This window comes from Streptomyces sp. NBC_01381, assembly GCF_026340305.1.
Taxonomy (GTDB): domain Bacteria; phylum Actinomycetota; class Actinomycetes; order Streptomycetales; family Streptomycetaceae; genus Streptomyces.
In genome coordinates, this window is sequence record NZ_JAPEPI010000001.1 from 3,256,593 (window position 1) to 3,279,385 (window position 22,793).

The 22,793-nt window shown below is 71.1% G+C and carries 23 protein-coding genes and 1 pseudogene; 15 read left to right on the plus strand and 9 right to left on the minus strand.

Annotated elements, in window-relative coordinates; genetic code table 11:
* The first annotated feature begins 231 nt into the window (after nt 1–231).
* Nucleotides 232–1,596, plus strand: coding sequence for a replication initiator (locus OG453_RS15185; RefSeq protein WP_266869877.1), 1,365 nt, complete (start codon nt 232–234; stop codon nt 1,594–1,596).
* A 181-nt stretch (nt 1,597–1,777) separates the two neighbouring features.
* Here OG453_RS15185 and OG453_RS15190 read toward each other — a convergent pair whose 3' ends face one another.
* Both OG453_RS15190 and OG453_RS15195 read right to left on the minus strand, forming a co-directional pair.
* On the minus strand, nt 1,778–3,295 hold the full coding sequence (locus tag OG453_RS15190) for a recombinase family protein (protein ID WP_266868176.1): 1,518 nt from the start codon (nt 3,293–3,295) through the stop codon (nt 1,778–1,780).
* A gap of 18 nt (nt 3,296–3,313) precedes the next feature.
* Nucleotides 3,314–3,490, minus strand: a pseudogene (locus OG453_RS15195) (DUF4291 family protein); the annotation flags it as partial.
* Nucleotides 3,491–3,608: 118 nt separating this feature from the next.
* Between OG453_RS15195 and OG453_RS15200 the strand changes: the two are divergent.
* On the plus strand, nt 3,609–4,031 hold the full coding sequence (locus OG453_RS15200) for a hypothetical protein (RefSeq protein ID WP_266868177.1): 423 nt from the start codon (nt 3,609–3,611) through the stop codon (nt 4,029–4,031).
* Nucleotides 4,032–4,245: 214 nt separating this feature from the next.
* Nucleotides 4,246–6,105 carry an FUSC family protein gene (locus tag OG453_RS15205; protein WP_266868178.1) on the plus strand — a complete coding sequence of 620 codons (1,860 nt, stop codon included), beginning with the start codon at nt 4,246–4,248 and terminating at the stop codon, nt 6,103–6,105.
* Between the two features lie 31 nt (nt 6,106–6,136).
* Here OG453_RS15205 and OG453_RS15210 read toward each other — a convergent pair whose 3' ends face one another.
* Entirely contained in the window at nt 6,137–6,631 is a 495-nt protein-coding gene (locus OG453_RS15210) for a DUF3574 domain-containing protein (RefSeq protein ID WP_266868179.1), read from the minus strand.
* Nucleotides 6,632–6,905: 274 nt separating this feature from the next.
* On the opposite strand from OG453_RS15210, the gene OG453_RS15215 reads away from it, so the two are divergent.
* Entirely contained in the window at nt 6,906–7,985 is a 1,080-nt protein-coding gene (locus tag OG453_RS15215; protein WP_266868180.1) for a phosphatidylinositol-specific phospholipase C domain-containing protein, read from the plus strand.
* Between the two features lie 3 nt (nt 7,986–7,988).
* On the opposite strand, the gene OG453_RS15220 is transcribed toward OG453_RS15215, so the two are convergent.
* Entirely contained in the window at nt 7,989–8,483 is a 495-nt protein-coding gene (locus tag OG453_RS15220) for a helix-turn-helix domain-containing protein (protein WP_266868181.1), read from the minus strand.
* 139 nt (nt 8,484–8,622) lie between these two features.
* Here OG453_RS15220 and OG453_RS15225 point away from each other — a divergent pair, with 139 nt between their 5' ends.
* Complete coding sequence (locus OG453_RS15225; RefSeq protein ID WP_266868182.1) at nt 8,623–9,060, plus strand: nuclear transport factor 2 family protein; 438 nt, start codon at nt 8,623–8,625, stop codon at nt 9,058–9,060.
* Between the two features lie 31 nt (nt 9,061–9,091).
* On the opposite strand, the gene OG453_RS15230 is transcribed toward OG453_RS15225, so the two are convergent.
* A complete protein-coding gene (locus OG453_RS15230; RefSeq protein ID WP_266868183.1) occupies nt 9,092–10,051 on the minus strand; it encodes an endonuclease/exonuclease/phosphatase family protein in 960 nt (319 codons plus the stop codon).
* Nucleotides 10,052–10,165: 114 nt separating this feature from the next.
* Between OG453_RS15230 and OG453_RS15235 the strand changes: the two genes are divergently transcribed.
* The 4 genes from OG453_RS15235 (at nt 10,166) to OG453_RS15250 (ending at nt 14,008) form a co-directional block, all read left to right on the plus strand.
* Nucleotides 10,166–11,566: an amidohydrolase gene (locus OG453_RS15235; protein ID WP_266868184.1), complete on the plus strand. Its 1,401-nt coding sequence runs from the start codon at nt 10,166–10,168 to the stop codon at nt 11,564–11,566.
* A gap of 37 nt (nt 11,567–11,603) precedes the next feature.
* Nucleotides 11,604–12,839 carry a cytochrome P450 gene (locus OG453_RS15240; protein WP_266868185.1) on the plus strand — a complete coding sequence of 412 codons (1,236 nt, stop codon included), beginning with the start codon at nt 11,604–11,606 and terminating at the stop codon, nt 12,837–12,839.
* Between the two features lie 150 nt (nt 12,840–12,989).
* Nucleotides 12,990–13,679 (plus strand): DUF899 domain-containing protein, encoded by a 690-nt coding sequence (locus tag OG453_RS15245; protein WP_266868186.1) that lies wholly within the window; start codon nt 12,990–12,992, stop codon nt 13,677–13,679.
* A gap of 140 nt (nt 13,680–13,819) precedes the next feature.
* Nucleotides 13,820–14,008: a hypothetical protein gene (locus OG453_RS15250; RefSeq protein WP_266868187.1), complete on the plus strand. Its 189-nt coding sequence runs from the start codon at nt 13,820–13,822 to the stop codon at nt 14,006–14,008.
* Nucleotides 14,009–14,011: 3 nt separating this feature from the next.
* Here OG453_RS15250 and OG453_RS15255 read toward each other — a convergent pair whose 3' ends face one another.
* On the minus strand, nt 14,012–15,949 hold the full coding sequence (locus OG453_RS15255) for an ABC transporter ATP-binding protein (RefSeq protein ID WP_266869879.1): 1,938 nt from the start codon (nt 15,947–15,949) through the stop codon (nt 14,012–14,014).
* A 165-nt stretch (nt 15,950–16,114) separates the two neighbouring features.
* On the opposite strand from OG453_RS15255, the gene OG453_RS15260 reads away from it, so the two are divergent.
* From OG453_RS15260 to OG453_RS15275, 4 genes are read left to right on the plus strand one after another with little or no spacing between them, the layout of a single operon-like run.
* The gene (locus OG453_RS15260; RefSeq protein ID WP_323178633.1) at nt 16,115–17,119 is read left to right on the plus strand and encodes a thiamine pyrophosphate-dependent dehydrogenase E1 component subunit alpha; all 1,005 of its coding nucleotides are present in this window, start codon (nt 16,115–16,117) and stop codon (nt 17,117–17,119) included.
* A gap of 42 nt (nt 17,120–17,161) precedes the next feature.
* Entirely contained in the window at nt 17,162–18,175 is a 1,014-nt protein-coding gene (locus OG453_RS15265) for an alpha-ketoacid dehydrogenase subunit beta (RefSeq protein ID WP_266868188.1), read from the plus strand.
* An 11-nt stretch (nt 18,176–18,186) separates the two neighbouring features.
* On the plus strand, nt 18,187–19,188 hold the full coding sequence (locus OG453_RS15270; protein ID WP_266868189.1) for an acetoin dehydrogenase dihydrolipoyllysine-residue acetyltransferase subunit: 1,002 nt from the start codon (nt 18,187–18,189) through the stop codon (nt 19,186–19,188).
* On the plus strand, nt 19,167–19,331 hold the full coding sequence (locus tag OG453_RS15275) for a hypothetical protein (protein WP_266868190.1): 165 nt from the start codon (nt 19,167–19,169) through the stop codon (nt 19,329–19,331). The genes OG453_RS15270 and OG453_RS15275 overlap by 22 nt, the downstream gene beginning before the upstream one ends.
* Before the next feature lie 339 nt (nt 19,332–19,670).
* On the opposite strand, the gene OG453_RS15280 is transcribed toward OG453_RS15275, so the two are convergent.
* Together OG453_RS15280 and OG453_RS15285 are read right to left on the minus strand one after the other, a co-directional pair.
* Entirely contained in the window at nt 19,671–20,132 is a 462-nt protein-coding gene (locus OG453_RS15280) for a hypothetical protein (RefSeq protein WP_266868191.1), read from the minus strand.
* 111 nt (nt 20,133–20,243) lie between these two features.
* Nucleotides 20,244–20,714 carry an ATP-binding protein gene (locus OG453_RS15285; RefSeq protein ID WP_266868192.1) on the minus strand — a complete coding sequence of 157 codons (471 nt, stop codon included), beginning with the start codon at nt 20,712–20,714 and terminating at the stop codon, nt 20,244–20,246.
* A gap of 156 nt (nt 20,715–20,870) precedes the next feature.
* Here OG453_RS15285 and OG453_RS15290 point away from each other — a divergent pair, with 156 nt between their 5' ends.
* Nucleotides 20,871–21,731, plus strand: coding sequence for a helix-turn-helix transcriptional regulator (locus tag OG453_RS15290; protein WP_266868193.1), 861 nt, complete (start codon nt 20,871–20,873; stop codon nt 21,729–21,731).
* A 93-nt stretch (nt 21,732–21,824) separates the two neighbouring features.
* Complete coding sequence (locus OG453_RS15295) at nt 21,825–22,040, plus strand: DUF397 domain-containing protein (RefSeq protein WP_266869881.1); 216 nt, start codon at nt 21,825–21,827, stop codon at nt 22,038–22,040.
* A gap of 30 nt (nt 22,041–22,070) precedes the next feature.
* Here OG453_RS15295 and OG453_RS15300 read toward each other — a convergent pair whose 3' ends face one another.
* Nucleotides 22,071–22,781 carry a dual specificity protein phosphatase family protein gene (locus tag OG453_RS15300; RefSeq protein ID WP_266868194.1) on the minus strand — a complete coding sequence of 237 codons (711 nt, stop codon included), beginning with the start codon at nt 22,779–22,781 and terminating at the stop codon, nt 22,071–22,073.
* Between the last annotated feature and the right edge of the window lie 12 nt (nt 22,782–22,793).

Below are 22,793 nucleotides of genomic sequence, written 5' to 3' on the forward strand. Positions count from 1 at the left end.
CGCACGACCTGGACCGGACGGCGTCGCCGCTGCCGCATCTGCCGGGGCGCCGGAACCATCCGCTGAACCCCACGCACCACGCCCGACCATGCAAGGAGCGAACCCCATGGCCAACAGCGCGCCACCACCCATCAACCGTGCCGCTTCGGCGGCCCACCCTGGAAGGTCTCCACCATCACCCCGGAATTCACCCCGGCTGACAGGCGCGCCGCTCTCGACCGCGCGGCGCGCCTGCGTCAGCTTCCCGAAGCAGACCGCGACGCCCTCCGCATCGCCCAAGACCCCAAGTTCGCCCGCTGGTTGGACCAGATCACCGTCACGGGCGGCTGCGCCCACCCGATCCACCTCTCAGGCTCGACAACCACGCGGGACGCAGTCACCGGCGAGATCCTGCACCACTACGACACCCGAGATGAACCCGGTGAACGGCTCTCCGTACGCTGCCGCAATAGACGCGCGACCGTCTGCGCACCGTGCTCCCGCCTCCACGCCGGAGACACCTTCCACCTCGTCCGCGCGGGCCTTCTCGGCGGCAAGACCGTCCCGGCATCCGTCCGCGACCGGCCCCGGCTCTTCGCCACCCTCACCGCCCCGTCCTTCGGGCCCGTGCACCGGACCGGCGATCGCTGCCGCCCCCGCCGTGACGGCGGAGAGTGCGAGCATGGGCGCCCCCTCGGCTGTGGCGCTGTCCATGACGCGGAAGACCTCCTCGTTGGCCAACCCCTCTGCCCCGGTTGCTACGACTACCCGGCCCATGCGCTCTGGCACGCGCACGCGGGCAAGCTGTGGGACCGCTTCGTCATCGGCGTCCGCCGGCACCTGGCCTCTTCCGCGGGCCTCGTGCAGTCCCGCTTCCCCGACCATGCACGGCTGTCTTTCGCCCGCGTCGCCGAGTACCAGAAGCGCGCCGCCGTCCACGTCCACGCGGTCGTACGCCTCGACGGCCCGGCCGGACCTGACGACGAACCCCCGGCCTGGGGCACGGTCGACCACCTCGCCGACGCTGTGCGCGCCTCCGCGAGCCGGGTCCTGGTCCGCACCCCGTACAGCCCCGCCATCGGTGAACTCGCCCTCCGCTGGGGCGTCCAGATCGACACCCGCCCCCTGCACTCCGGCGGCACCGGACCGGATGACGATGCCGTGGCCGCGTACGTCGCGAAGTACGTCACCAAGGGCGCGAGCGAGACAGGCGCCGGCACCGACCACAGGCTCACGACCTGGGATGACATCGACGCAGCACCCGTGAGCGGCCACGTGCACACGCTCATGCGGACCTGCTGGCGCCTCGGCTGCCTCCCCGAGTACGAGCCGCTGCACCTGCGAGCGTGGGCCCACACCCTCGGCTACCGCGGCCACATCCTGACCAAGTCCCGTGCCTACTCGACCACTTACGCGGCACTGCGCGCAGACCGGGCCGAACACGTCGGCGTCGCCCTCGATGACCTACCTGGTACCGAGACCGAAAGGAACTGGCGCTACGTCGACTCCGGTCACACTCCGGGGGCCGCCCTCATCGCTGCCGGAATCGCTGACGATCTAGCCCTCAGCCGCGAGATCGCCCGCGAAGAGCGCCACTGGTCCGGGGTGGCCGATTGACGAAACGTGACCGTGAGGCAGAGAGGGCCCACCACCTCGACCGTGTCTGTAGGAAGTTCTCAACCAAGATCGGCCCGGAGTCGGCACGTCGACTGGCTCGCCTCTTGGAACGCCAGCGTGGGGGAAAGATCGAATGAACAGCAAAAGGGGCCTCGTTCGAGGCCCCTTCCACCTGCCGTGCTCAGGTCCAAATGGGGTTTTGCTCAATGTCGATCCTGCCGTAGTCGAACTGGCGGCCCTTCTTTGTCGCCTCCTCGATCTTGACAGCGGCGAACAGGAACCGCACGACCGCGTTCATTCGCTGGTAGTCCTCGGCCTCCTTCAACGCTCCCCAGCTCTGGCGTGCGTGGGGGCCCACAAGGCCGTCCAGGACCTCAGTGGTTGGCCGAACGATCATCTTGCGCTCGACTTCAGCGATGCGGGCCTCAACCGTCTTGCGCATCTCGCGGTACTCCCGCGTCTTCAACTCCTGGCTTTCCCACATGTCTTTGAGATCGTCGAGTTCCTGGCGATCGGCCGCGATGGCTGCCTGATCTTCTTCTGACAGAGCGGAAGGCGTCGGCACTTCAGCGAGATCAAGGCGCTCAAGGAGGTTGATCGCGGCCTCCGTCACGAAGTCCTCCAAGATGGGGGCGGAGACTGCCCTGTTGCAGCGCGGTACATCGAGCCGGTGCGTGTGGTTGCAGACGTACTTGGCCCCGGACCCTCCGGATCCGCCCATGACCTTCCCGCATCCCGTGCAGGTGACCACGCCGCGTAGCAGGTAGAACCTGCCCGGCTGCTTGCCCTTCGCCAGAGCTGCGGCCCGGTAGGCGCGGCGTTCCCGCACCTCCCTCCACATCCCCCGGTCGATGATCGCGGGCCACTCGCCGTCCCCGATCTCCTCGCCCCGGAAGACACGGATTCCGGCAACGTGGCGGTTGTCCAGGACATCGCGCACGCGCGGTGCCGTCCAGTTGCGCCCTTGGGCGGTCTTCTCGCCACGGTCGTACAGCCTCTTGGCCAGTTGGACCGGGCTTTCTCCGTCCAGGAAGCGGGTGAAGATCTCCCGCACGATGGCGGCCTCTTCGGGAACGATCACGGTGCCGGTCTTGTCGTATCCGTAGCGGCGCCTGCCGGTGTGCGGCTTTCCGTCCTGTACTCGGTCGATCATCGAATCGATCAGTCGGCGCGACGTGTCGTCACTGGACCGGCAGGCGTGTGCCACCTCGATGCGCAGAAAGAACCGGTCGTCAGGGTCCGCGAGATCACGCCGGTTCGCCTGCCCGTGCAAGGTGATGTCGTGATCGTCGGCTATCTGCAACAGCTCTTCGAGGTCGCGCGGCTGACGCATCAAGCGGTCCGGGTGGTACGTGAGGACGTGGCGCACACGGCCTTTGCTGGCCTCGGCTAGAAGCGCGTCCCATCCCGGCCGCTTCCGTTTCCGCTGCCACGCCGACCGGTTGTTGTCCACGAAGACTTGATCCTCGGTGACGGTGAGTCCAAGGCGTTCGGCGACGTCTCGGCAGATGCCCTCTTGGCGCTCTACGCCTGTCTGATCGTCATCGTTGGCGTGCGAGATCCGGCAGTAGATTGCGGCGGACTCGCCTGTCCAGTCGGAACGGTGCTTCTTGGTTCGCTGCGTCCCGGCTGCCTGCCTGGCTCGTAAGGCTCGGCGTAAACGGGCGTCTGTCTGCTGGTCCCTGTCGTCTGCGGTCATGGAAAAAGGCTATGAGCGAGGCTTGATCCACGTCATGCGGTCCCGCTTCCAAGCGGCGGGGAACCGTCCGGTGCGCGCCGCGGCCTCGCCGAGCGCGGGTGCGTACGCCTGATAGACGGTGACGGTCGTGTCCGTGTGCAGGGCGCGGATCTGGTGGCTCGGGGGTGCGGTGGTGAGGTCGTCGGTGCCGTTCATGGTCGCCAGCCTGAGGCCGGTCGTCCCTTGTCCGCCAGCGAATTGTCGGTGGCGGGCGTTACCGTGAAGCACGGAATCGGGACGCGTGGTGACGCGCAGGATGGGACGAGGGGGCCTGGTGGACGCTGAGTTGACCGCGTTGGCGGCGGCGGGGGCGACGGCGCTCGTGCAGGGGATGGTGACCGACGGCTGGGGCCAGGTGCGGGACCGGGTCGCCGGGTTCTTCTCGCGGGGGCGTGCGGGGGATGAGGACGTCGTCGCCGGGGAGCTGGAGGAGGCGCGTGCCGAGTTGGCCGCCGCGCGGGACAGCTCGGATGCCGAGGCTGAGGCCGACGTGCTGGCCGAGTGGCGCGGGCGGATGCGGCGCACGCTGCGGGCTGATCCGGTGGCGGCTGCCGAACTGCGTTCGCTTCTTGATGAGTTGATGCCCGGCGGCTCTGAGGGTGAGCGGCGCGGCGATGTGTACAACAACCTCAGCGGGAATGTGCACGGCGGAATAGTGATCCAGAGCGGGTCGATCGGGGAGGTGCGGAACGGGTAGCGGCCAGCAGCTTGGGCCGGCCGCCCCCTCGTCCCCGCCAGCGTCCTTCTCCTCAGTGATCAGACCGCAGCATCACATCTAAGCGTCACATCACGGAAACGCGTTTGTCCCTTTCTCTCCAAGAACGGGGCCTATCGTTTGATCAGCAGTAGAGCCCAGGCCGACGTCGTCCCACGGCATGCACGCCTTCCGACGACGACAGGAGCCCGGACCAGTGAGCCGTCTGACGATCCCGCGCCCGGTCGCCCTTCCGCCCTGGCTCGGGCATGCCCTCCGTATACAGCGCGGTCCCGTTCCGTGGCACGCCGTGCTGCGCGGTGCGCTCGCCGCGGGGCCGTTGCTTCTCGGGGCCGTGGTTGTCGGGCGGCCGTCCATCGGGGTCGTCGCCGCGCTCGGGGCCATGCTCGCCGGGATCAATGACCGGCCAGGGGGTCGGCGGGCCGCTGTTCGGCGGTTGGGGGTGCCCGCCGTCGGTGGCGCGGGTGGGTTGGTCTTCGGGGCGTACGTCGGTGCGTGGGGTGGTGGGGCGTGGCTGCTGCCCGTCCTCTTTGGAGTGCTTGGGCTGCTCGCCGGTGCCTTCAGTGCGGTGGGGCCCGTCGCGTCCGCCGGAGGTACGCAGTTGCTTGTTGCGGCTGCCGTCGGGGCCGGGATGCCGTTGCCCGAACCCGGGTGGCAGCGGGCGTTGTTCTTCCTCGCCGGGGCCGGCTGGCTCATTGCGCTGCGGCTCGTGCTGCCCTCGCCGGGGAAGGGTGACTACCGGTTCGGTGGGGAGCGGGGGGCCGTCGCCGCCGTGTACGAAGCCGTCGCCGCGCTCCTCGCCGCCGCCGGGACACCGCACGCGCCCGCCCGCCGCGCCGCCCTCACCGCCGCTCTCGACCAGGCGCAGGACGCGATCGCCGGGCCACGTCTGCGGCTGTGGCCCGGCCGAGCTGCCGAGCAGCGGATCCATGCGCAGTACCTCGCCGCGCTGCCGCTCGGCGAGGCCGCGACCGCGCTCGCCTGGGCCGGTGAGCCGTTGCCCGCGCGTACGGGGGAGGGGGTGCGGCGCCTCGCGGCCGCCGTCCGTGACGGCCGCCCCTGTGGTCCGCTGCCCGCGCCCGCCCGCTCCGACGCCGGGCTCCGCGCCCTCGACGACGCCCTGCTGCACGCCGCCGACGCCTTCGACAGGGGGACTGCCGAGCCGCCGCCTGCAACGGGGAGCGGCCCCGTCGACGTACTGCGCACGGCAGTTGGTCCCGGCGGGCGTGAGTACGGCGTGCGTGTCGCGCTCTGCTTCGGGGTGAGCGCCGCCGTCGCGCAGGGACTGCACCACGCGCACTGGTACTGGCTGCCCGCCACCGCCGTATTCCTGGTCAAGCCCGATCTGGGGCCGTTGGCGTCTCGTGTGCTGTGCCGTGCGCTCGGTACGGTTCTTGGCGCTGTTCTCTTCGCGGGGCTCGCCGCCCTGTTGCCGGCACCCGCCGGGCTCGTCGCCGTGGTCGCGGTGTGCGGCGCCCTCATTCCCGTCGCCACCCGGCACTTCGCCGCGCAGACCGCCGTCGTGACGGTGCTCGTGCTCTCGCTCGTCATGGTGGGCGGCGAGCCGGCGGCCTCCTGGGGGCGGATCGGCGAGACGCTGCTCGCCTGCGGGATCGTCCTGCTCGTCGGGCATCTGCCGTGGCCGGTGCGGCGCGGCGGCCGCGTACAGGCCAGGCTCGCCACCGCCCGCGAGTCGGCGCACGCGTATCTGCGGCATGTTCTGAGCGGTGTCGAACAAGGCGCAGGCGCAGGAGTGCGCGCAGGTGCCCGTGACCGTGCCCACCGTTGGGCCCTGCGCCGCGAGGCCTATCGGACGCTGGCCGAGGCCCGCGCCGCCATCGACCTGGCGGCCGCCGAACTCCCCGCCCTGGCACGGCACTCCGCCGGCTCGGAGAAGGTGGCGGCCACCCTGGAACGCCTCGTCGACACCACGACGGCCTGCGCGGTCCACGTCGACGACACCGGGCGTTTGCCGAAGCGGCACGAGGAGCGGATCGATGCGCTCCTCGCCGAGCTGGAGCTGGAGCTGGAGCTCCAGCTTGAGACCGTGGCCTGAAAAGCGACCGCGCCAAGAGCGGCCGCCCCCGTCAGAAGTCCACGCGGGTCCGGTCGTCGAGGCGGGCCACCGAATCCTGCGCGTACTGCTTCTCGTAGTCCGAGCGGATCTCCTCGATCTGCGGGTCACGCTTGCGCGCCTCGCTCGTCGGATACAGCAGGATCAGCTCGTACGAACGCTCCCGCTCGATCTTGCCGTTCGAGTCGCGCCACTGGCCGCGGCCGTCCTGCACGGTCAGACCGTCGGGGAACGACGGCGTGACCTCGTCGTCGATGAACGCCATGAACTGCTCGTCGGTCACGTCGGGGCCGCCGTCGGGGCGCTCCGTGCCGAAGAAGAGCCGGGTCTCGGTGTAGGCGTCGCCGCGGGCCACCGTCGCCGTGCTTGCCGTCGTCGCTGTCCGGGCGCGCGTGTCGGATCCGTCCAGCGACGCGTACGCCGCCGGGGCGCCGACCGCGAGGACCGCCGTCGCCGCGGCGGTCACCGCGAGCCGGGTGCGGGAGATACGGGAGAGGGTGAGCGGCATGGCGGCGTGATCCCTTTCTGCGGAGTTCTGCGGAGTTCTACGGGGTTCAGTGAGTTCTACGGGGTTCGGTGAAGTTCTGCGGGGTCGTAGATCAATCAATTACGGTGGCAGACAGTAGCGGACCCGTGACGCCTTCCGCCCGCGCCCGCCGGCGCCGCGGCTGAATATCTCTCCCCTCCCGGATGTGTCCCGTAAGCCGCCGTCTTCCCAATGGACACTCAACTCCCTTACGTTGCCGAAGACTTGACCAGAGCTTCGGCGGAGGACGGTGGGCATGACGGCACGGGTGAGCGGGGCGGGGCTCGCGTTGGCGGTCGCGGCGGCGGGAGCCCTCGCGTTCGGAGCCACCGGAGCCACCGGAGCCACCGGTGGCACCGCGTACGCCGCGAGCGCCGACGATCCGGCGCCCGGCTCGCCGTACTCCTCCACCACCGGCGTCGGCGTCCACAACGCGTACGAGAAGGCGAAGTACCCCTACTTCGCCGACGCGCTCGACTCCGGCGCGGGGATGCTCGAACTCGACGTATGGACCAATGTGTTCGGCAGCGGCTGGCGGGTCTCGCACAGCAACCCGGTCGGCAACGACAACAACTGCGAGAACGCCGCGAGCCCGGCCGAACTGCGCACCAAGGCGCGCAACCAGAGCCTCGCCGGCTGCCTCGCGGACATGAAGAGCTGGCACGACGCCCACCCGGGGCACCGGCCGATCCTGATGAAGGTCGAGCTGAAGGACGGCTTCCAGGCGAAGAACGGGCGCGGGCCCGCCGATCTCGACGCCCTGCTCAAGAGCAAGCTCGGCGACGCCGTCTACCGGCCCGGCGAGCTCGCCGGCGGCCACGCCACCCTCGACGATGCCGTACGCAGTGACGGCTGGCCCCAACGGAGCGCGCTGACGGGGAAGTTCGTGGTCGAGCTCATCCCCGGCACCGTCGAGCAGGGCAACCCCGCGGACACCCTGTGGACCGACCGCGAGTACGCCACCCATCTGCGGGACCTCGCGGCGGCGGGGCGCCTGGGCGAGGCCGCGGCGTTCCCCGCCGTGCTCGGTGCCGAGGCGGGCGATCCGCGCGCACGGTACGCGGACGCGGCGATCAGGCCCTGGTTCGTGCTGTTCGACGGGGACGCTTCCGCGTACGCCGGCGGGAGCATCGACACGCGGTGGTACGCCGACCGGCGCTATCTCGTCGTCATGTCCGACGCCCACAACGTCGCCCCGGCCATCGACGCCGTCAATCCGACCGAGGCGCAGGCCAGGGAGCGGGTCGCGCTGCTCGCGCGGGGCCACGCCAGCATCGTCTCGTCCGACTGGTATCCGCTGCCGGGTGTGCTCTCGACGGTGCTTCCGCGCGGCTGAGGGTCAGCCCTCGGCCAGGACCGTGTGCACCAGTGCCGTCCCCGGAGCCGTCCGGCCGCCAGGCCCCGGCGTGTGCGTCACCGTCTCCGGCGTCAGCACCTCGCCGCAGTGGCCGCACGTCACCCGCGGGTCGGCCGGTCGGCCGCAGGTGTCGTGCACCGGGATCAGGGGCGGGCGTCCCTCGGAGCGGTGGCGGTCGCCCCAGGTCATGAGCGTCAGGACGGTGCCGTACAACTCCTGGCCCGCGGGCGTCAGTACGTACTCGTGGCGCACGGGGCGGTCCTGGTAGGCGCGGCGCTCCACGATGTCCTCCGCGGCCAGCAGGTCCAGGCGGTCCGCCAGGATGTTCGTCGCGATGCCCAGGTCGGCGCGCAGGTCCTCGTAGCGGTTCAGGCCCAGGAACAGATCGCGCAGGATCAGCACCGTCCATCGGTCGGCCATGACGGCCGACGCGCGCGCGACCGAGCAGTGCATGCGTGCGAAACGTTCACCCTTCATGCGGCCACGGTACTCGCTTGTGGTTTGCAAGTGACCCACCTAGGGTGGTCGCCGATGGTCACTTGCGAATTGCAAGTCACTGAGCGATCCAATTGCAAGTCACTGAGCGATCCAACTGAGCGATCCAGCGGAGGTCCCGATGTACCACGCCATCGTCCGCAGCAAGGTCCGAGCCCTGTGGCGCGTCACCGGCGACGGCAGCGGCAACTACCACCCGGCCGTCGCCATGGCCGCCCCCGACCTGCGGTTCCGCTTCATCGGCGACAACATCCTCGGCGCCGAACTGCGCGGCCCCGAAGCCTTCGCCGACTGGTTCGAGCAGGCGGGACGGCGCTTCCCCGGCATGCGCCTCACCCTCACCGACGTCGTCGTCAAGGGCTGGCCCTGGAACACCACCGTCGTCGTCCGGCTGCGCGTCGACGCCACCCTCGCGGACGGCAGTTCGTACGAGAACGAAGGCATCCAGTGGGTCAGGATCCGCTGGGGGCGGATGGTCGAGGACACGGTGCTCGAGGACACGGCGCGGCTCGAAGAGGCCTGGCGGCGCCAGGAGTTGGCCACTTCCGGCGCCGCGTAGCCTCCGCATCGGGCGGATGACCTCAGCCCTCTCAGCGCTCGATCCGTATCCAGACCGGCGCGTGGTCCGAGCCCGGAGCGTCCCTGCGCGCCGCCGGATTCTCGTCGTCGCCGATCGAGGGGAGCGCGGTCGCGGCCGATCCTGGCACTCCGGTCCCCGCCGTCGTGACCAGGTCGAGCAGGCTCTTGCTCACCAGGACGTGGTCGATGAGCTCGCGGCGCCCGGCGTGGATGCGGGAGTAGCGCTGTTCGGCCGGGATGAGCGGGGCCACGTTCCACAGCCGCCGCGCGTCGCCCTTGTCCGGCTTGTCGAAGCCCGGCGTGCCGATCTCCGATCCTGGCGGGCCGAGCAGGATCTGCGTCGTCGCCGCGCTCACCTCGTCGTTGAGGTCGCCGAGCACCACGACCTGGTGCTCGCGGCCGTCGCCGTGCAGCATCCGGTCGGCCAGGGAGCGCACCACGGTCGCCTCCGCCGCGCGCCGGTACAGCGCGTACGCGCCGAAGCGGGCCCGCTCGCCCTCGTCCTCCGGCTGGAAACGGCCGCCGGGATACGACAGGAGCTTGGACTTCAGATGGCAGACGGCCGCCTCGAAGAAGAAGGCGCGCGTCGACACAAGCACCGCGAGCACCCCGCGCCCCGCCCGCGCCACCGGCCTGCCCGAGTCGTCGACCTGCACCGGACGCATCGGCCCGGGGAAGCAGTCCTCGTCGGCGACCACGGACACCGGCAGGTTGCTGAGGAAGCCGACCCGGATGCCCCGGTCGTCCGCGTGCTCGGAGAGCGTCACTTCCCAGCGCTCGCCAAGCATCTCCGCCAGATCCCGCAGGGCTTCGGGGTCGCCGACCTCCTGCACGCCGAGGACGCTGGGCCGCAGGGCCCTGATGGTCGCCGCGAGCGAGGCGAGCTTCGCCTCGTACGCGGCCTTGTCCTTGGGCCCGAACCTGCCGCCGGGCCGGTAGAGGTTCTCCAGGTTCCAGGTGCCTAGGAGCATGGCGGGCTCCAACTTTTCGCGTGGGATCGTCGGTTGAGTCGGTTGACGTCAGCGTGCTCGCGAAACCGGCGACGCGACAGGGCACGGGATGCGCACTCCCCGTACCTTGAAGAGATGACGCCGCCCCCCGCGCACGGCCCCGCCGACCTGGTCATCACGGGCTGCACGGCCCTCGTCCACGACGACGCCACCGGTCACACCACTGGTGACGCCACTGGTGACGCCACCGGTGAAGTCCGCTTCCGCAACGACGCCGCCATCGTCGTACGAGACGGCCTCATCGACAGCGTCACCACGACCGGCGCCGTGGCGGACCTCGCCGCCGCCGAGCGGATCGACGCCCGTGGCCAGGCCGCCCTGCCCGGCCTGATCAACTGCCATACGCACACACCGATGGTGGCCCTGCGCGGCCTCGCCGAGGATCTGCCGGCGCACGAGTGGTTCAACGACTGGATCTGGCCCATCGAGTCCAACCTGACCGAGCGGGTCGTCGCGCTCGGCGCGCGGCTCGCGTGTGCCGAGATGATCCGGGGCGGGGTGACCTGCTTCGCCGACCACTACTTCGCGATGGACGCCGTCGCCGACGCGGTGGCGGACAGCGGCCTGCGCGCCAACCTGGGCGCGGCGTTCTTCTCCTCGCAGGGGCCCGACGGCCGCGCCGCCTCCCTGGAGTTCGCGCTGCGGCAGCGCGGTGCCGCCGACGGGCGGATCAGCACCTCGCTCGCCCCGCACGCGCCGTACACCGTCGACGACGCCGACCTCGCCGCGACCGCCGAACTCGCCCGTGAACACGGCCTGATGGTCCATCTGCACGCCGCGGAGAACGCCGAGCAGACCGACAACAGCCTGGCCAGGCACGGCCGCACCCCCATCGAGGTCCTTCACCGCGCAGGACTCCTCGACGTGGACGTCCTCATCGCGCACGGCACCGGCATCCGCGACCGTGACCTGCCCGTGCTGCGGCAGGCCACGGGACGCGTCGCCGTCGCGTCCGCGCCCCGCGGCTACCTCAAGTTCGGCTGGGACACCACGCCCGTGCGGGCCCTGCGCGGGATCGGCGTCCCCGTCGGCCTCGCCACGGACGGTGCCGCGTCGAACAACTCCCTCGACGTGTGGGAGTCCATGGCGCTCACCGCGCTCGTCCAGAAGTCCACGGAACGCGACCCGTCCTGGCTGACGGCACGTCAGGCGCTGCACCATGCCACGCTGCAGAGCGCGCACGCCGTCGGCCTCGGCGGGCAGATCGGCAGCCTCGCGCCGGGGCGCCGCGCCGACATCGTCCTCGTCGACCTCACCGGACCGCACACCCAGCCGGTGCACGACCTCGCGGCCACGCTCGTGCACAGCGCGCGCTCCGCGGACGTCCGCACGACGATCGTCGACGGGCGGGTCCTGATGCGCGACGGGCGGCTGCTGACCCTCGATGTGCCGGAGATCATCGGGGAGTTGAACGCCGAACTGCCCGCCCTGATCGACCGGAGCCACGGCAAGCGGATCCAGGACTACGAGGGCTGACGGCGGGGCCCGGCAGAGCGCTGCTTAGGCTGAGGGCATGTCACACGCCCCGCACCCGGACCCCGCCGACGACCCTGCCGACGGCCCTGTCGACGACCCTGCCGACGGCCTCATCGACGACCCGTACGCCGTGTACGCGCGGCTGCGTGACACCGCCCCCGTGCACCGCGTCGCAGGACCCGACGGCAGCCCGGCCTGGCTGGTCACGCGGTACGACGACGTGCGCGCGGCGCTCGCCGACCCCCGCCTCTCGCTCGACAAGAGCCATGCCCTGCCCGGAAGTTACCGGGGACTCGGGCTGCCGCCCGCGCTGGACGCGAACATGCTCAACATGGACCCGCCGGACCACACCCGCATCCGCCGCCTGGTCGTCAAGGCCTTCACCTCGCGTCGGGTGGAGAGCCAGCGCGCACCGATCCGGCGCACCGCCGACGAACTCCTCGACGCCGTCGAGCCGTTGGGCCGCGCCGATCTCGTCGCCGCCTATGCCGCACCGCTCCCGATCACCGTCATCTGCGACCTCCTCGGGGTGCCGGACGGCAGCCGGCTGGACTTCCGGGCCTGGACCGACGCTCTGGTCGCGCCCGATCCGGCGCGACCGGGGGCCGCCAAGGAGGCCGTCGTCGCGATGCTCGGCTTCTTCACCCGGCTGCTCGCCGAGAAGCGCGAGAACCCCGCCGACGACCTGCTGTCCGACCTCATCGCCGTACGCGACGAGAGCGAGCAGGGGGATCGCCTCAGCGAGGACGAGCTGATGTCGCTCGCCTTCCTGATCCTCTTCGCCGGATACGAGAACACCGTCCAGCTCATCGGCAACGCGACCCTGGCCCTGCTCCGGCACCCCGACCAGCTCGCGGCCCTGCGCAAGGACCCATCCCAACTTCCGGCCGCTGTCGAGGAGTTCAGCCGCTACGACGGCCCCGTACTGCTCGCCATCCGCCGCTTCCCGCTCCAGGACGTCACCATCGGCGGGGTCACCGTCCCGGCGGGCGAGACCGTGCTGCTCTCCCCGTCCGCCGCCAACCGCGACCCGCGCCGCTTCCCCGCCGCCGACCGCCTCGACATCGCCCGCGACACCACGGGCCACCTCGCCCTCGGTCACGGCATCCACCACTGCGTCGGCGCACCCCTGGCCCGCCTGGAGACGGCCACCGCGCTCGGCGCCCTCATCGAACGCTTCCCCCGGCTCGCCCTCGGCGTACCGGAGGACGAGCTGCGGTGGCGCCCCTCGATGCGGGCCCGCGGGCTGCTCGCGCTGCCGGTGACGTTCTGAGCCCATGGCTGAACTCCCGGGCCGCTGACCAGGCGTAACAGAAAATCTCCAACTTTCTTCGCCGCGACCGATGAGTTCCGGTGAGCCCGCCGGTCACCCCTCGGAGAAGCACGGATCCGAGGCGCGGATCCGCAGGAGGGACTGGGGACCATGGGACTTCCCGACATCGTCACGCGCGAGGAGTGGCTCGCCGCGCGCGCGGAACTGCTCGCCAAGGAGAAGGCGGCGACCCGGGCGCGTGACGCGCTCAACGCCGAGCGGCGCAGGCTCCCCATGGTGGAGATCGAGAAGGAGTATCTGTTCGCCGGTTCCGACGGCAAGGCGACGCTGTTCGACCTCTTCGACGGTCACGCCCAACTCATCGTCCACCACTTCATGTTCGCCCCGGAGTGGGACGCGGGATGCCCCAGCTGCTCGGCGTTCCTCGACCAGATCGGGCACCTCGCCCATCTGCGGGCCCGCGGCACCAACTTCGTCGCCATCTCCCGTGCCCCGTTCACCAAGATCCTGCCGTTCAAGGCACGGATGGGCTGGACGGTGCCGTGGTACTCGTCGAACGGCGACGACTTCAACCACGATTTCCACGCCACCGTCGACGAGGACGGCCAGACCGTCGAAGCACCGGGCCTCAGCTGCTTCCTGCGCGACGGCGACCGCGTCTTCCACACGTACTCGGCGTACGACCGCGGCACCGACTGGGTGGGCTCCTACTCCAGCCTCCTCGACCTCACCGCCCTCGGCCGGCAGGAGGAGTGGGAGCTGCCGAAGGGACGCTCGTCCGCGCTCGGAGCGCCCGCAGGCAGCGGCCTGGTGCGGTATCACGACGAGTACGAGGAGTGAGGGAAGGACTGAGGGACGGACACAACTCGGTGTCAGGTCCGTCACGTTGTGAGCCCTTGCCGCCCCCTGGTGCGTTCTACTTCATGAGAGTTCATGAGAGTCCTTTGCAGGACTGCCGACGGGGGAGCAGGAAGACGATGATGAACAGTCGAGTGGTACTGGAACGCTTTCCGGCCGGCGGGCCGCGCGGATCGTGGCCCGCGGAGGAGTTCGCGCGGGCCCGCCGCATGGAGGGGCAGCAGGCGGAGGTCGTCATGGACCTCGCGTCCGACGCCTTCCTGGTGATCGTGCGCGACACCGAGGTTGCCGAGGTGGCCGCCGCCGCGTGAGGCTCAGCGATCGGCGTGCCCGTTGGGGGACGGGACCTGCGCCGTGAACTGGTCCGCCTGCAGCGCGTACAGCTCCGCGTAGACGCCGCCCGTCCGCAGGAGTTCGTCCGGGGTGCCCGACTCCACCAGGCGCCCCTGGTCCAGGACATGGACCAGATCCGCGTGCCGCACCGACGCCAGGCGGTGGGTGATGAGGATGACCGTCTGGCCCGTCCCGGCCAGCGCCCTGATCTTCTCGAAGACCTCCAGTTCCGCCCGGGCATCGAGCGCCGCCGTCGGCTCGTCCACGATCAGGATGCCGCCGCGCCGGTACGCCGCACGCGCGATGCCGAGCCGCTGCCACTGCCCTCCCGAGAGCTCGTGCCCACCGGTGAACGCCCGGGCGAGCAGGGTGTCGAGCCCGCGCGGCAGATCGGCCACCACGTCACCGGCGCCGGCCTCCGCGACGGACGCGCCGATCCGCTCGTCGGTCAGCGGCACCGACGCACGGCCGATCGCGATGTTCACGCGGGCCGTGAACGGCCACCGCTTGAAGTCCTGCGCCACCATCGCGACGCGCTCGGCAAGCCGGTGCCGGTCCGCCGTCGCCGCGTCCACGTCGCCCCACAGGATCCGGCCCTCCTTCGGCGGGTACAGGCCCGCAAGGAGCTTCACCAGCGTGGTCTTGCCCGAGCCGTTCTCCCCCACAAGGGCGACGATCTTCCCGGTGGGCAGGGTGAGCGAGACATCGCTGAGCGCGTCCCTGCCCGACGTCCCCGGATAGCGGAAGGTGACGTTCTCGAACCGTATCTCCCGTGGATCGGGAGGCAGTTCGGCGCCGCCGACCGGGATCGCGCGCTGCGCCGCCTCCACGAAGAGCCGCTCCAGATCGCCCACGAACAGGGCGTCCTCGTGCAGCGAGTTGACCTCGAGGACGAGCGTGTCCAGGTTCGACGCCCCGGTACGGATCGCGATCACGGCCGTTCCCGCGACGGACAGCGCCATCGCCCCCGCGAGCAGCAGACCGCCGAGCGTCGCGTACGTCGCCACCGTGGCCAGGCCCGTCCACGCCGCCGCGATGAGGCCCGTACGCGCGGCGAGCCGCGCAAGGCGGGCCTGCTCCTCCTCCGCGGCCTCCGACATGGAGCGGAAATGCCGCAGCAGGAAGGGGCCCACGCCGTGCACCCGGATCTCCGGGGCGGCCCGCGCCTCCGTCAGCAGGCTGCCGATCAGACGTCCCGCGCGGGCGTGCTGCACCCAGGCGTGGAAGGAGACATAGCGGCGCCGGGCGATCGTCAGGGCGCTCCACGCGCTGGGCAGGGTCATCGTCACCAGGAGCGGAAGCAGCACCGGGTGCAGCACGGTCAGCACGCCCGCCGCGGCGATCAGCGAGATCATCGCGTTCACCACGCGCGTCGCGATGCCGATCATGCGGCGGGCCGAAGCGGCGCCGTACTGCGCGGTGTCGAGCAGCTTGTGGAACGCGTCGTCCTCGATGGCCGACAGCTCCACCGACGCCGCCTTCTCCAAGTACTGCTCGGTGGCGACCCGTTCGACCTTCGGCTCAAGGCGTCCCGTCGCGTACGTCGAGGCGGCACGCAGCAGCGCGGCGACGAACAGCACGGTCGCCACGGTCACCAGGGCGGGCGCCGCGCCGCGCAGCCGGTCGGCGACGGGCGCGTCCGTCATCAGCCGGCCGAGCACGCTGTTGACCGCGAGCAGGCTCACCGCCTGCGCGAGTCCCCGGCCCACTTCCGCGCCGACGACGATGCGTGTGGCCTGGCGGTCGGCCTGCCGGGCGAGCCGGAAGCTGGCGGCGAGGAGCGCGGGGAGGCGCTTGACCATGGAACGGAACCCCAGCTGGAGGAAGGCCTCTTCGTGCTGGGCCCAGCCGGTGTCGTAGCGCAGCGGGCCGCCGAAGAGCAGCGTCTCCGACGCTGAAGTTCCGCTGCCTGCAGGGATGTTGCTCTGCTTGTTCTGCTTGTCGTTCGTCTGCTTCTCCTTCTCCGGTTGCGTACGTCGTGTGGTGGCTTGCAACCCCGGGCAACTGTTGCCGGTCGGGCCCGGATCGCAGTGCCATACCCCATGCACGCGACTCCGCACCCGCACCGGCAAAGGAGTTATTCCGTGACCGACACTCTCCGGACACCCCGGGCCCCGCACGAACACGGCCTCGACGGACCCGCGTTGCTCGACGCGTACCGCACCATGCGTATGATCCGTGACTTCGAGGAGCGGCTCCACGAGGAGTTCGCGACCGGTGACATCCCCGGCTTCGTCCATCTGTACGCAGGTGAGGAGGCGTCCGCGACCGGGGTGTGCGCGCACCTCGACGACGACCGCGATGTCATCGCGTCCACCCACCGGGGCCACGGCCACTGCATCGCCAAGCATGTCGACGTGAAGTCGATGATGGCCGAGATCTACGGGCGTACGACCGGGGCGTGCCACGGCAAGGGCGGCTCCATGCACATCGCCGACCTCTCCAAGGGCATGCTCGGCGCCAACGGCATCGTCGGCGGCGGGCCGCCCCTCATCTGCGGTGCCGCGCTCGCCGCGAAGGTACGCGGGGACGGCGGCGTCGGCGTGGCCTTCTTCGGCGACGGCGGCAGCAACCAGGGCACCACCCTCGAATCCCTCAACCTCGCCTCCGTCTGGCAGCTGCCCGCGGTCTTCGTCGCCGAGAACAACGGTTATGCGGAGGCCACTTCGGCCGAGTGGTCGGTGGGCGGCGGCTCCATCGCGGCCCGCGCGGCGGCCTTCGGCATGCCCGGTGTCACGGTCGACGGCTTCGACTTCTTCGCGGTGCACGAGGCGGCGGGCGCGGCGATCGACCGGGCGCGTTCGGGCGGCGGTCCCACCCTCATCGAGGTCCGACTCACGCGCTACTACGGCCACTTCGAGGGCGACCAGCAGAAGTACCGGGCGGACGAGGTGCGGCGCGCCCGCGCCGAACTCGACTGCATCAAGCGCTTCCGGCAGCAAGTGGCGGGAACTCTGACGGACGCCCAACTCGACGCGATCGACGCGCAGGTGGCCCGGCTGATCGACGAGGCCGTGTCGGAGGCGCGGGCGGCTCCGCTGCCGACCGGCGCGGATCTGCAGACCGACGTCTACATCTCGTACCTCTGAATCTCGTACCTCTGAATCCTGTTCCTCTGAGGGGAGTCGACCGTGGCACGCAGCATCAGCTATCGCGAGGCGCTGAACGAAGCACTGGCGCAGGAGATGGAGCGCGACCCCTCCGTCATCGTCATGGGCGAGGACAACGCGGGCGGCGCGGGGGCACCCGGCGAATCCGACGCCTGGGGCGGGGTGTTGGGCGTGACCAAGGGGCTCCATCCGCTCTTCCCCGGGCGGGTCCTCGACACGCCCATCTCCGAATCGGCGTTCATCGGCGCGGCGATCGGCGCGGCGACACGCGGCCTGCGGCCGGTCGCCGAGCTCATGTTCATCGACTTCATGGGCGTGTGCTTCGACCAGATCTTCAACCAGGCCGCCAAGTTCCGCTACATGTTCGGCGGCAAGGCCGTCACCCCCGTCGTCATCCGTGCGATGTACGGGGCCGGACTGCGGGCGGCGGCCCAGCACTCCCAGGCGATGTACCCCGCGTTCACGGCCGTGCCCGGACTGAAGGTGGTCCTCCCCTCATCTCCGTACGACGCGAAGGGGCTGATGATCCAGGCCATCAGGGACGACGACCCGGTGATCTTCTGCGAGCACAAGGCGCTGTACGACGTGGTCGGCGAGGTTCCCGCCGAGAGCTACACGATCCCCTTCGGCGAGGCGGGCATCGTGCGCGAGGGCGATGACGTGACGGTGGTGGCGCTGGGGCGGATGGTGTCCGTGGCGTCCGACGCGGCGGCGGACCTGGCCGCGTCGGGGGTGGACTGCGAGGTGATCGACCCGCGCACGACGAGCCCGCTGGACGCCGACACGATCCTGGAGAGCGTCGCGCGGACCGGGCGCCTTGTCGTGGTGGACGAGGCGTCGCCGCGCTGCGGGATGGCCGCCGACATCGCGGCGCTCGTCGCGCGCGAGGCGTTCGGGTCGCTGCGCGCGCCCATCGGGACGGTGACGCCGCCGCATACGCCGGTGCCGTTCAGCCCGGCGCTGGAAGACCTGTACATGCCGGACGCGGGGCGGGTCGCCGCCGCGGTCAAGTCGGCCGTGGACTGGAAGCCGTGAGGACGGAGGGGGTGGCGGAGATATCTGGGATGTCGCTCGTCGAACGGGTCACCATGCCCAAGTGGGGCCTGTCCATGAAGACCGGGAGGATCACCGAGTGGATCGCCAGGGAGGGCGACGAGGTCGAGGAGGGTGACGATCTGGCGGAGATCGACACCGACAAGATCGCGGGGACGCTGGAGGCTCCGTCCGGCGGCGTGCTGCGGCGGATCGTCGCGGAGGCGGGCGGCGAGGCGCCCGTCGGGTGCGTCATCGCGGTCATCGCGCCCGCGGAGGTCCCGGAGGGCGAGATCGAGCGGGTGGCCGCCGAGGCACGGGAGCAACTGGCGCGCGGGGTGCCCGCGGAGGACGAGGGCAGCCCGGTCGGCGGCCTCGCGGAGGTGGCCGGCAGAGCCCTCGCGTACGCGACGTCGGGCGCGGGCCCCGAGGAGATCGTGCTCGTCCACGGCTACGGCGGCGACAAGAACTCCTGGCTCTTCGTGCAGGAGCCGCTCGCGGCGCGGCACACGGTGTACGCGCTTGACCTGCCCGGTCACGGGGAATCGGGCAAGGACGTCGGCGCGGGCGGTCTGGACGCGCTGACGGACGTGGTCGCGGGCTTCCTGGACGCGCTCGGCATCGAGCGGGCGCATCTGGTGGGGCACTCGCTGGGCGGCGCGGTCGTGACGGCGGTCGCGGCGCGGGTCCCGGAGCGGGTGCGCTCGCTGACGCTGATCGCACCCGCCGGGTACGGCCCGGAGGTGGACGCCTCCTACCTGCGGGGCTTCGCGGCGGCCGGTACGCGGCGCGAGCTCCGCCCCCACCTGGGAAAGCTGTTCGCCGACGAGGGGCTCGTCACGCGGCAGTTGGTGGACGACCTGCTCAAGTACAAACGCCTGGACGGCGTGGACGTCGCCCTGCGCACGCTGCTGACCACGCTGCTCGACGAGGACGACGCACCGGCCCTCGACGTGCGGCACCTGTTGCCGGCGGCGCTGCGGGTGGTGGCGGTGTGGGCCGCGACGACCGGGTGATCCCCGCGTCCAACGCGACGTCACTGGCGGGCAGGGCTTCGGTCCGTGTGGTGGACGGGGTGGGGCATCTGGCTCAGATGGAGGCGCCGGGGGAGGTGGTGGCGGCGGTGGAACGGGCGGTGGAACGGGCGGTGTCGGGCTGAGCGGCCAGACCGCCGCTTCGCGGCGAATCTTTCCCGCCCGCCCCCCTGATTGCCCGGCAGCGCGTCCTGTCCGGCGCCTTCGCCGTAGTTGGCCGCGCGTCCGAACCAGGCCGCCCACCCGATTGCCCGGCAGCGCATCCCGTCCGGGCGCCTTCGCCGTCGTTGGCCGCGGGTCCGAATCACGCCGCCGCTTCGCGGCGGATTCTTTCCCGCCCACCCGCCCGAATCTCCGCAGCTGCCCGCCCACCCCTCTAGCCCGCCCGGCGTTTGAGGACGAACTCGGCGGAGCCGGAATTGAATTCGGGTAGGGGTGGGGTTGGGGAAAAGGACCGCCCGAAGCTAGGCCCGTACCGCCCGCGACCACCCCGGCGTAGTCCCCGTCATCCTGCACAACGCCAAGTAGAGAGGAATCGGCGGAGTGTAGGGGACACCGGCGGCAGCGCCCTCCGCCGGCGGGCGGTGGATCAGGGAGGGGGACCGGCGCGCGCCGGGGACGACCGCCCCCGCGGCGTAGTACGCCGGAGCCGGCCACTCCAGAGCGACATCGGAGTCCGCCGGCACGATCCACCACCACCGCGCCCCGTCCACGTCCTCGTACACACACCCCACCCGAGGCAACCGCGTCATCAACCGGGGCCCGATCCCCGCAGGCACCGCCACGGCATCGCACCCCAGCGGCTGGGACATCCCCTCGGGAACGGCGAGCCGCGTGAGCGGCGGAACGGCGGCAGCGGCCCGCCCCCGCTCGAAGCGGACCAGCGTGTTCAGATCCAACGGCCGCCGCACTGTCACCCCGTTCACACGCTCCCCGCCCGCATCGTCGTCACGCCCGGGCCGCCCGCACGCCCAAGCCGTCCTCACGCCCACGCCGAACACCGGCTCAACACCGGCTCACGCCCGAAGCGCACCGGCTCACGCCCGAAGCTCCGCCCACACCGTGCAGCCCACGCCGGGCCCCTCGTCCCGCACCCCCCACGCCCTGCTGACCGCCCCGACGAGGAGCAATCCCCTCCCGTGCTCGTCGTCGGGACCTCGATGGGCGGGACGCGGGGCACCTGACCCCCACCCTTCGTCACGTACCGCTATGCGCAGCGTCCCGGGGCGCGTACAGAGTTCGCAGATGATCCGGTGGCTCGCCGTGTGCACGATGGCGTTGGTGACCAGTTCGGAGACGACGAGGGCGGCGGCATCGCGCGCGTCCTCGTCGATGTCCCAGCCCACGAGTTGGGCGCCCGCAAGCCGTCTGGCCTGCGCGGCAGACCCCGGCCGTGGCGCGAGCGCGAAGCTGACGCAGAGCTCGGCACCGCCCTCGGACCATGCGTCGGCGGTATCGCCAACAGGGGTCTCGGCGGCTGCGGCATGTAACGGCGCGGGCGGAGTCACGCCATCCACTATCGCCCCGCCGGGAACACCTTGGCAAGACCCACTCTGAAAAGTGCACAGTGGCGTGTCCCTCCGAGACGGCGCATGGCACACTGCTCGCAACGGCTCCAGGTGCGGAGTGAGTTGGGGTTATGTGGAGTACGTGGAGGTAGGGACGTGAGCGAACCGCGGTCTGCGCCGACCGTCGGACAGGTCGTTCTCGGTCGCCGCCTGCAGGACCTGCGTGAGCGCGCCGGCCTCAAACGCGAGGAGGCCGCGCGGATCCTGCGCGTCGCCCCGGCCACGGTCCGCCGCATGGAGCTGGCCGAGGTCGCGCTGAAGATCCCGTACCTCCAACTGCTCCTGAAGTCCTACGGCATCACGGACGAAGAGGCCGAGGGCTTCGTGATGCTCGCCGAGGAGGCGAACAAGCCGGGCTGGTGGCAGCGGTTCCACGACATCCTGCCGGGCTGGTTCAGCATGTACGTCAGCCTGGAGGGCGCGGCCAGCCTCATCCGGTCCTACGAACCGCACTTCGTGCCCGGACTGCTCCAGACCGAGGAGTACGCCCGTGGTGTGATGCGCTCCGGGGCGATCGGCCAGACCAACCCCGATGACATCGAGCGGTATGTGGCGCTGCGGATGGAGCGTCAGGCGCTGCTCACCCGCGAGGACGCGCCGCGGCTGTGGATCGTGATGGACGAGACCGCGCTGCGCAGACCCGTGGGCGGTCCCGATGTGATGCGCGAGCAGATCGACAAGCTGCTCGAATCCGTCGAGCTGCCCCATGTGACGCTGCAGATCGCGCCGTTCTCGGCGGGTCCGCACCCCGGCACGTACGGCCCGTTCGTGCTGTTCCGGTTCGCCATGCCGGAGCTGCCGGACATGGTCTACAGCGAGTACCTGACCGGTGCCGTCTATCTGGACGCGCGGGGCGAGGTGGCGACCCACCTGGAGGTCATGGACCGCATGGCGGCGCAAGCCGCGACGGCACATCGCACAAAGGAGATCCTCCGGGATGTCCGCAAGGAGCTGTGAATGGATCGACACCGAGCCGGTACGCGACCCGGGTCAAAGCCCGGAGCCGGGTCCCGCCCCGAGTCCCGGGACGACTCCCGGATATACAACGGCATGCCCGCCCGTGACCTCGGCAACGAGGGCTGGCACAAGCCGTGGAGCGGCGGCAACGGCGGCAACTGCCTGGAGGCCATGAAGCTTTCCGACGGCAGGGTCGCGGTCCGCCAGTCCGCCGATCCGGACGGCCCGGCGCTGATCTACACCCATGGCGAGATCACGGCGTTCATCCAGGGGGCGAAGGCCGGGGAGGCCGACTTTCTCCTGTCGTGACCGCCAGGGTCTTCAGGAGACGCGGGCGTCTCACAGCCGCGACCACATCCGGCGCGGGGCATCCACAAGACGGCTCACCGCGACGACCGGCAGCGGGGGCTGCTGCGCACGGTCGTCGCGGAGCCGCAGCGCGTAGTAGATCTGCTCGACCGAGGGCGGCCCCACCGCGAGATTGCGCCGCACCGCGGCCTGCGACGACCCCTCTCCGGTCCGCACGAGATACGCGGCCGCCATCGCCCCCGTACGCCCGACCCCCGCGCCGCAGTGCACGAACACCGGCCCGGGGGCGGTGCGCACCACGTCGAGGAACCGGCGCACCTGCACCGGCGTCGGCGTCTGGCCGTCGCGGATCGGCAGCCGTACGACGTCGAGTCCGGCGCGCCGCGGTGCGGCGAGCTGGGCCGCGCTCAGGTCCTCGGCGCGCAGATCGACGACCGTGGCGAAGTCGAGCTGCGCGAGCCTGCGGTACCCATCGGGCGAGGGTGCGGCGCCCCGCCACAGCAGTCCTTCGCCGTCCACCGGGCGGAAGTGGTGGATGCCGGGGGTGGTGACGGTGCTTGTGGGGGCCGCCGTCGCGTTCCGCGCCCAGTAGGAGAGCGCGAGGATGCCGAGGGTGCCGGTCGCCCAGAGCGCGAGATAGCCGAGCGCGCACCCGGCGATGACGCGCAGACAGACGCGGCGCAGACGGCGATGGCGGGGGAGCGGTGGCGACGGGGACGGGGCCGTGCGGGTGACGGTCATGGGTGACCAAGG

Excerpts from the sequence above, each read along its gene's own strand:
- OG453_RS15295 (WP_266869881.1), top strand. The coding sequence starts at position 21,825 with ATGCCCGCCCGTGACCTCGGCAACGAGGGCTGGCACAAGCCGTGGAGC.
- OG453_RS15235 (WP_266868184.1), top strand. The coding sequence starts at position 10,166 with ATGACGCCGCCCCCCGCGCACGGCCCCGCCGACCTGGTCATCACGGGC.
- OG453_RS15230 (WP_266868183.1), bottom strand. The coding sequence starts at position 10,051 with ATGCTCCTAGGCACCTGGAACCTGGAGAACCTCTACCGGCCCGGCGGC.
- OG453_RS15190 (WP_266868176.1), bottom strand. The coding sequence starts at position 3,295 with ATGACCGCAGACGACAGGGACCAGCAGACAGACGCCCGTTTACGCCGA.
- OG453_RS15245 (WP_266868186.1), top strand. The coding sequence starts at position 12,990 with ATGGGACTTCCCGACATCGTCACGCGCGAGGAGTGGCTCGCCGCGCGC.
- OG453_RS15210 (WP_266868179.1), bottom strand. The coding sequence starts at position 6,631 with ATGCCGCTCACCCTCTCCCGTATCTCCCGCACCCGGCTCGCGGTGACC.
- OG453_RS15250 (WP_266868187.1), top strand. The coding sequence starts at position 13,820 with ATGAACAGTCGAGTGGTACTGGAACGCTTTCCGGCCGGCGGGCCGCGC.
- OG453_RS15240 (WP_266868185.1), top strand. The coding sequence starts at position 11,604 with ATGTCACACGCCCCGCACCCGGACCCCGCCGACGACCCTGCCGACGGC.
- OG453_RS15225 (WP_266868182.1), top strand. The coding sequence starts at position 8,623 with ATGTACCACGCCATCGTCCGCAGCAAGGTCCGAGCCCTGTGGCGCGTC.
- OG453_RS15215 (WP_266868180.1), top strand. The coding sequence starts at position 6,906 with ATGACGGCACGGGTGAGCGGGGCGGGGCTCGCGTTGGCGGTCGCGGCG.
- OG453_RS15300 (WP_266868194.1), bottom strand. The coding sequence starts at position 22,781 with ATGACCGTCACCCGCACGGCCCCGTCCCCGTCGCCACCGCTCCCCCGC.
- OG453_RS15220 (WP_266868181.1), bottom strand. The coding sequence starts at position 8,483 with ATGAAGGGTGAACGTTTCGCACGCATGCACTGCTCGGTCGCGCGCGCG.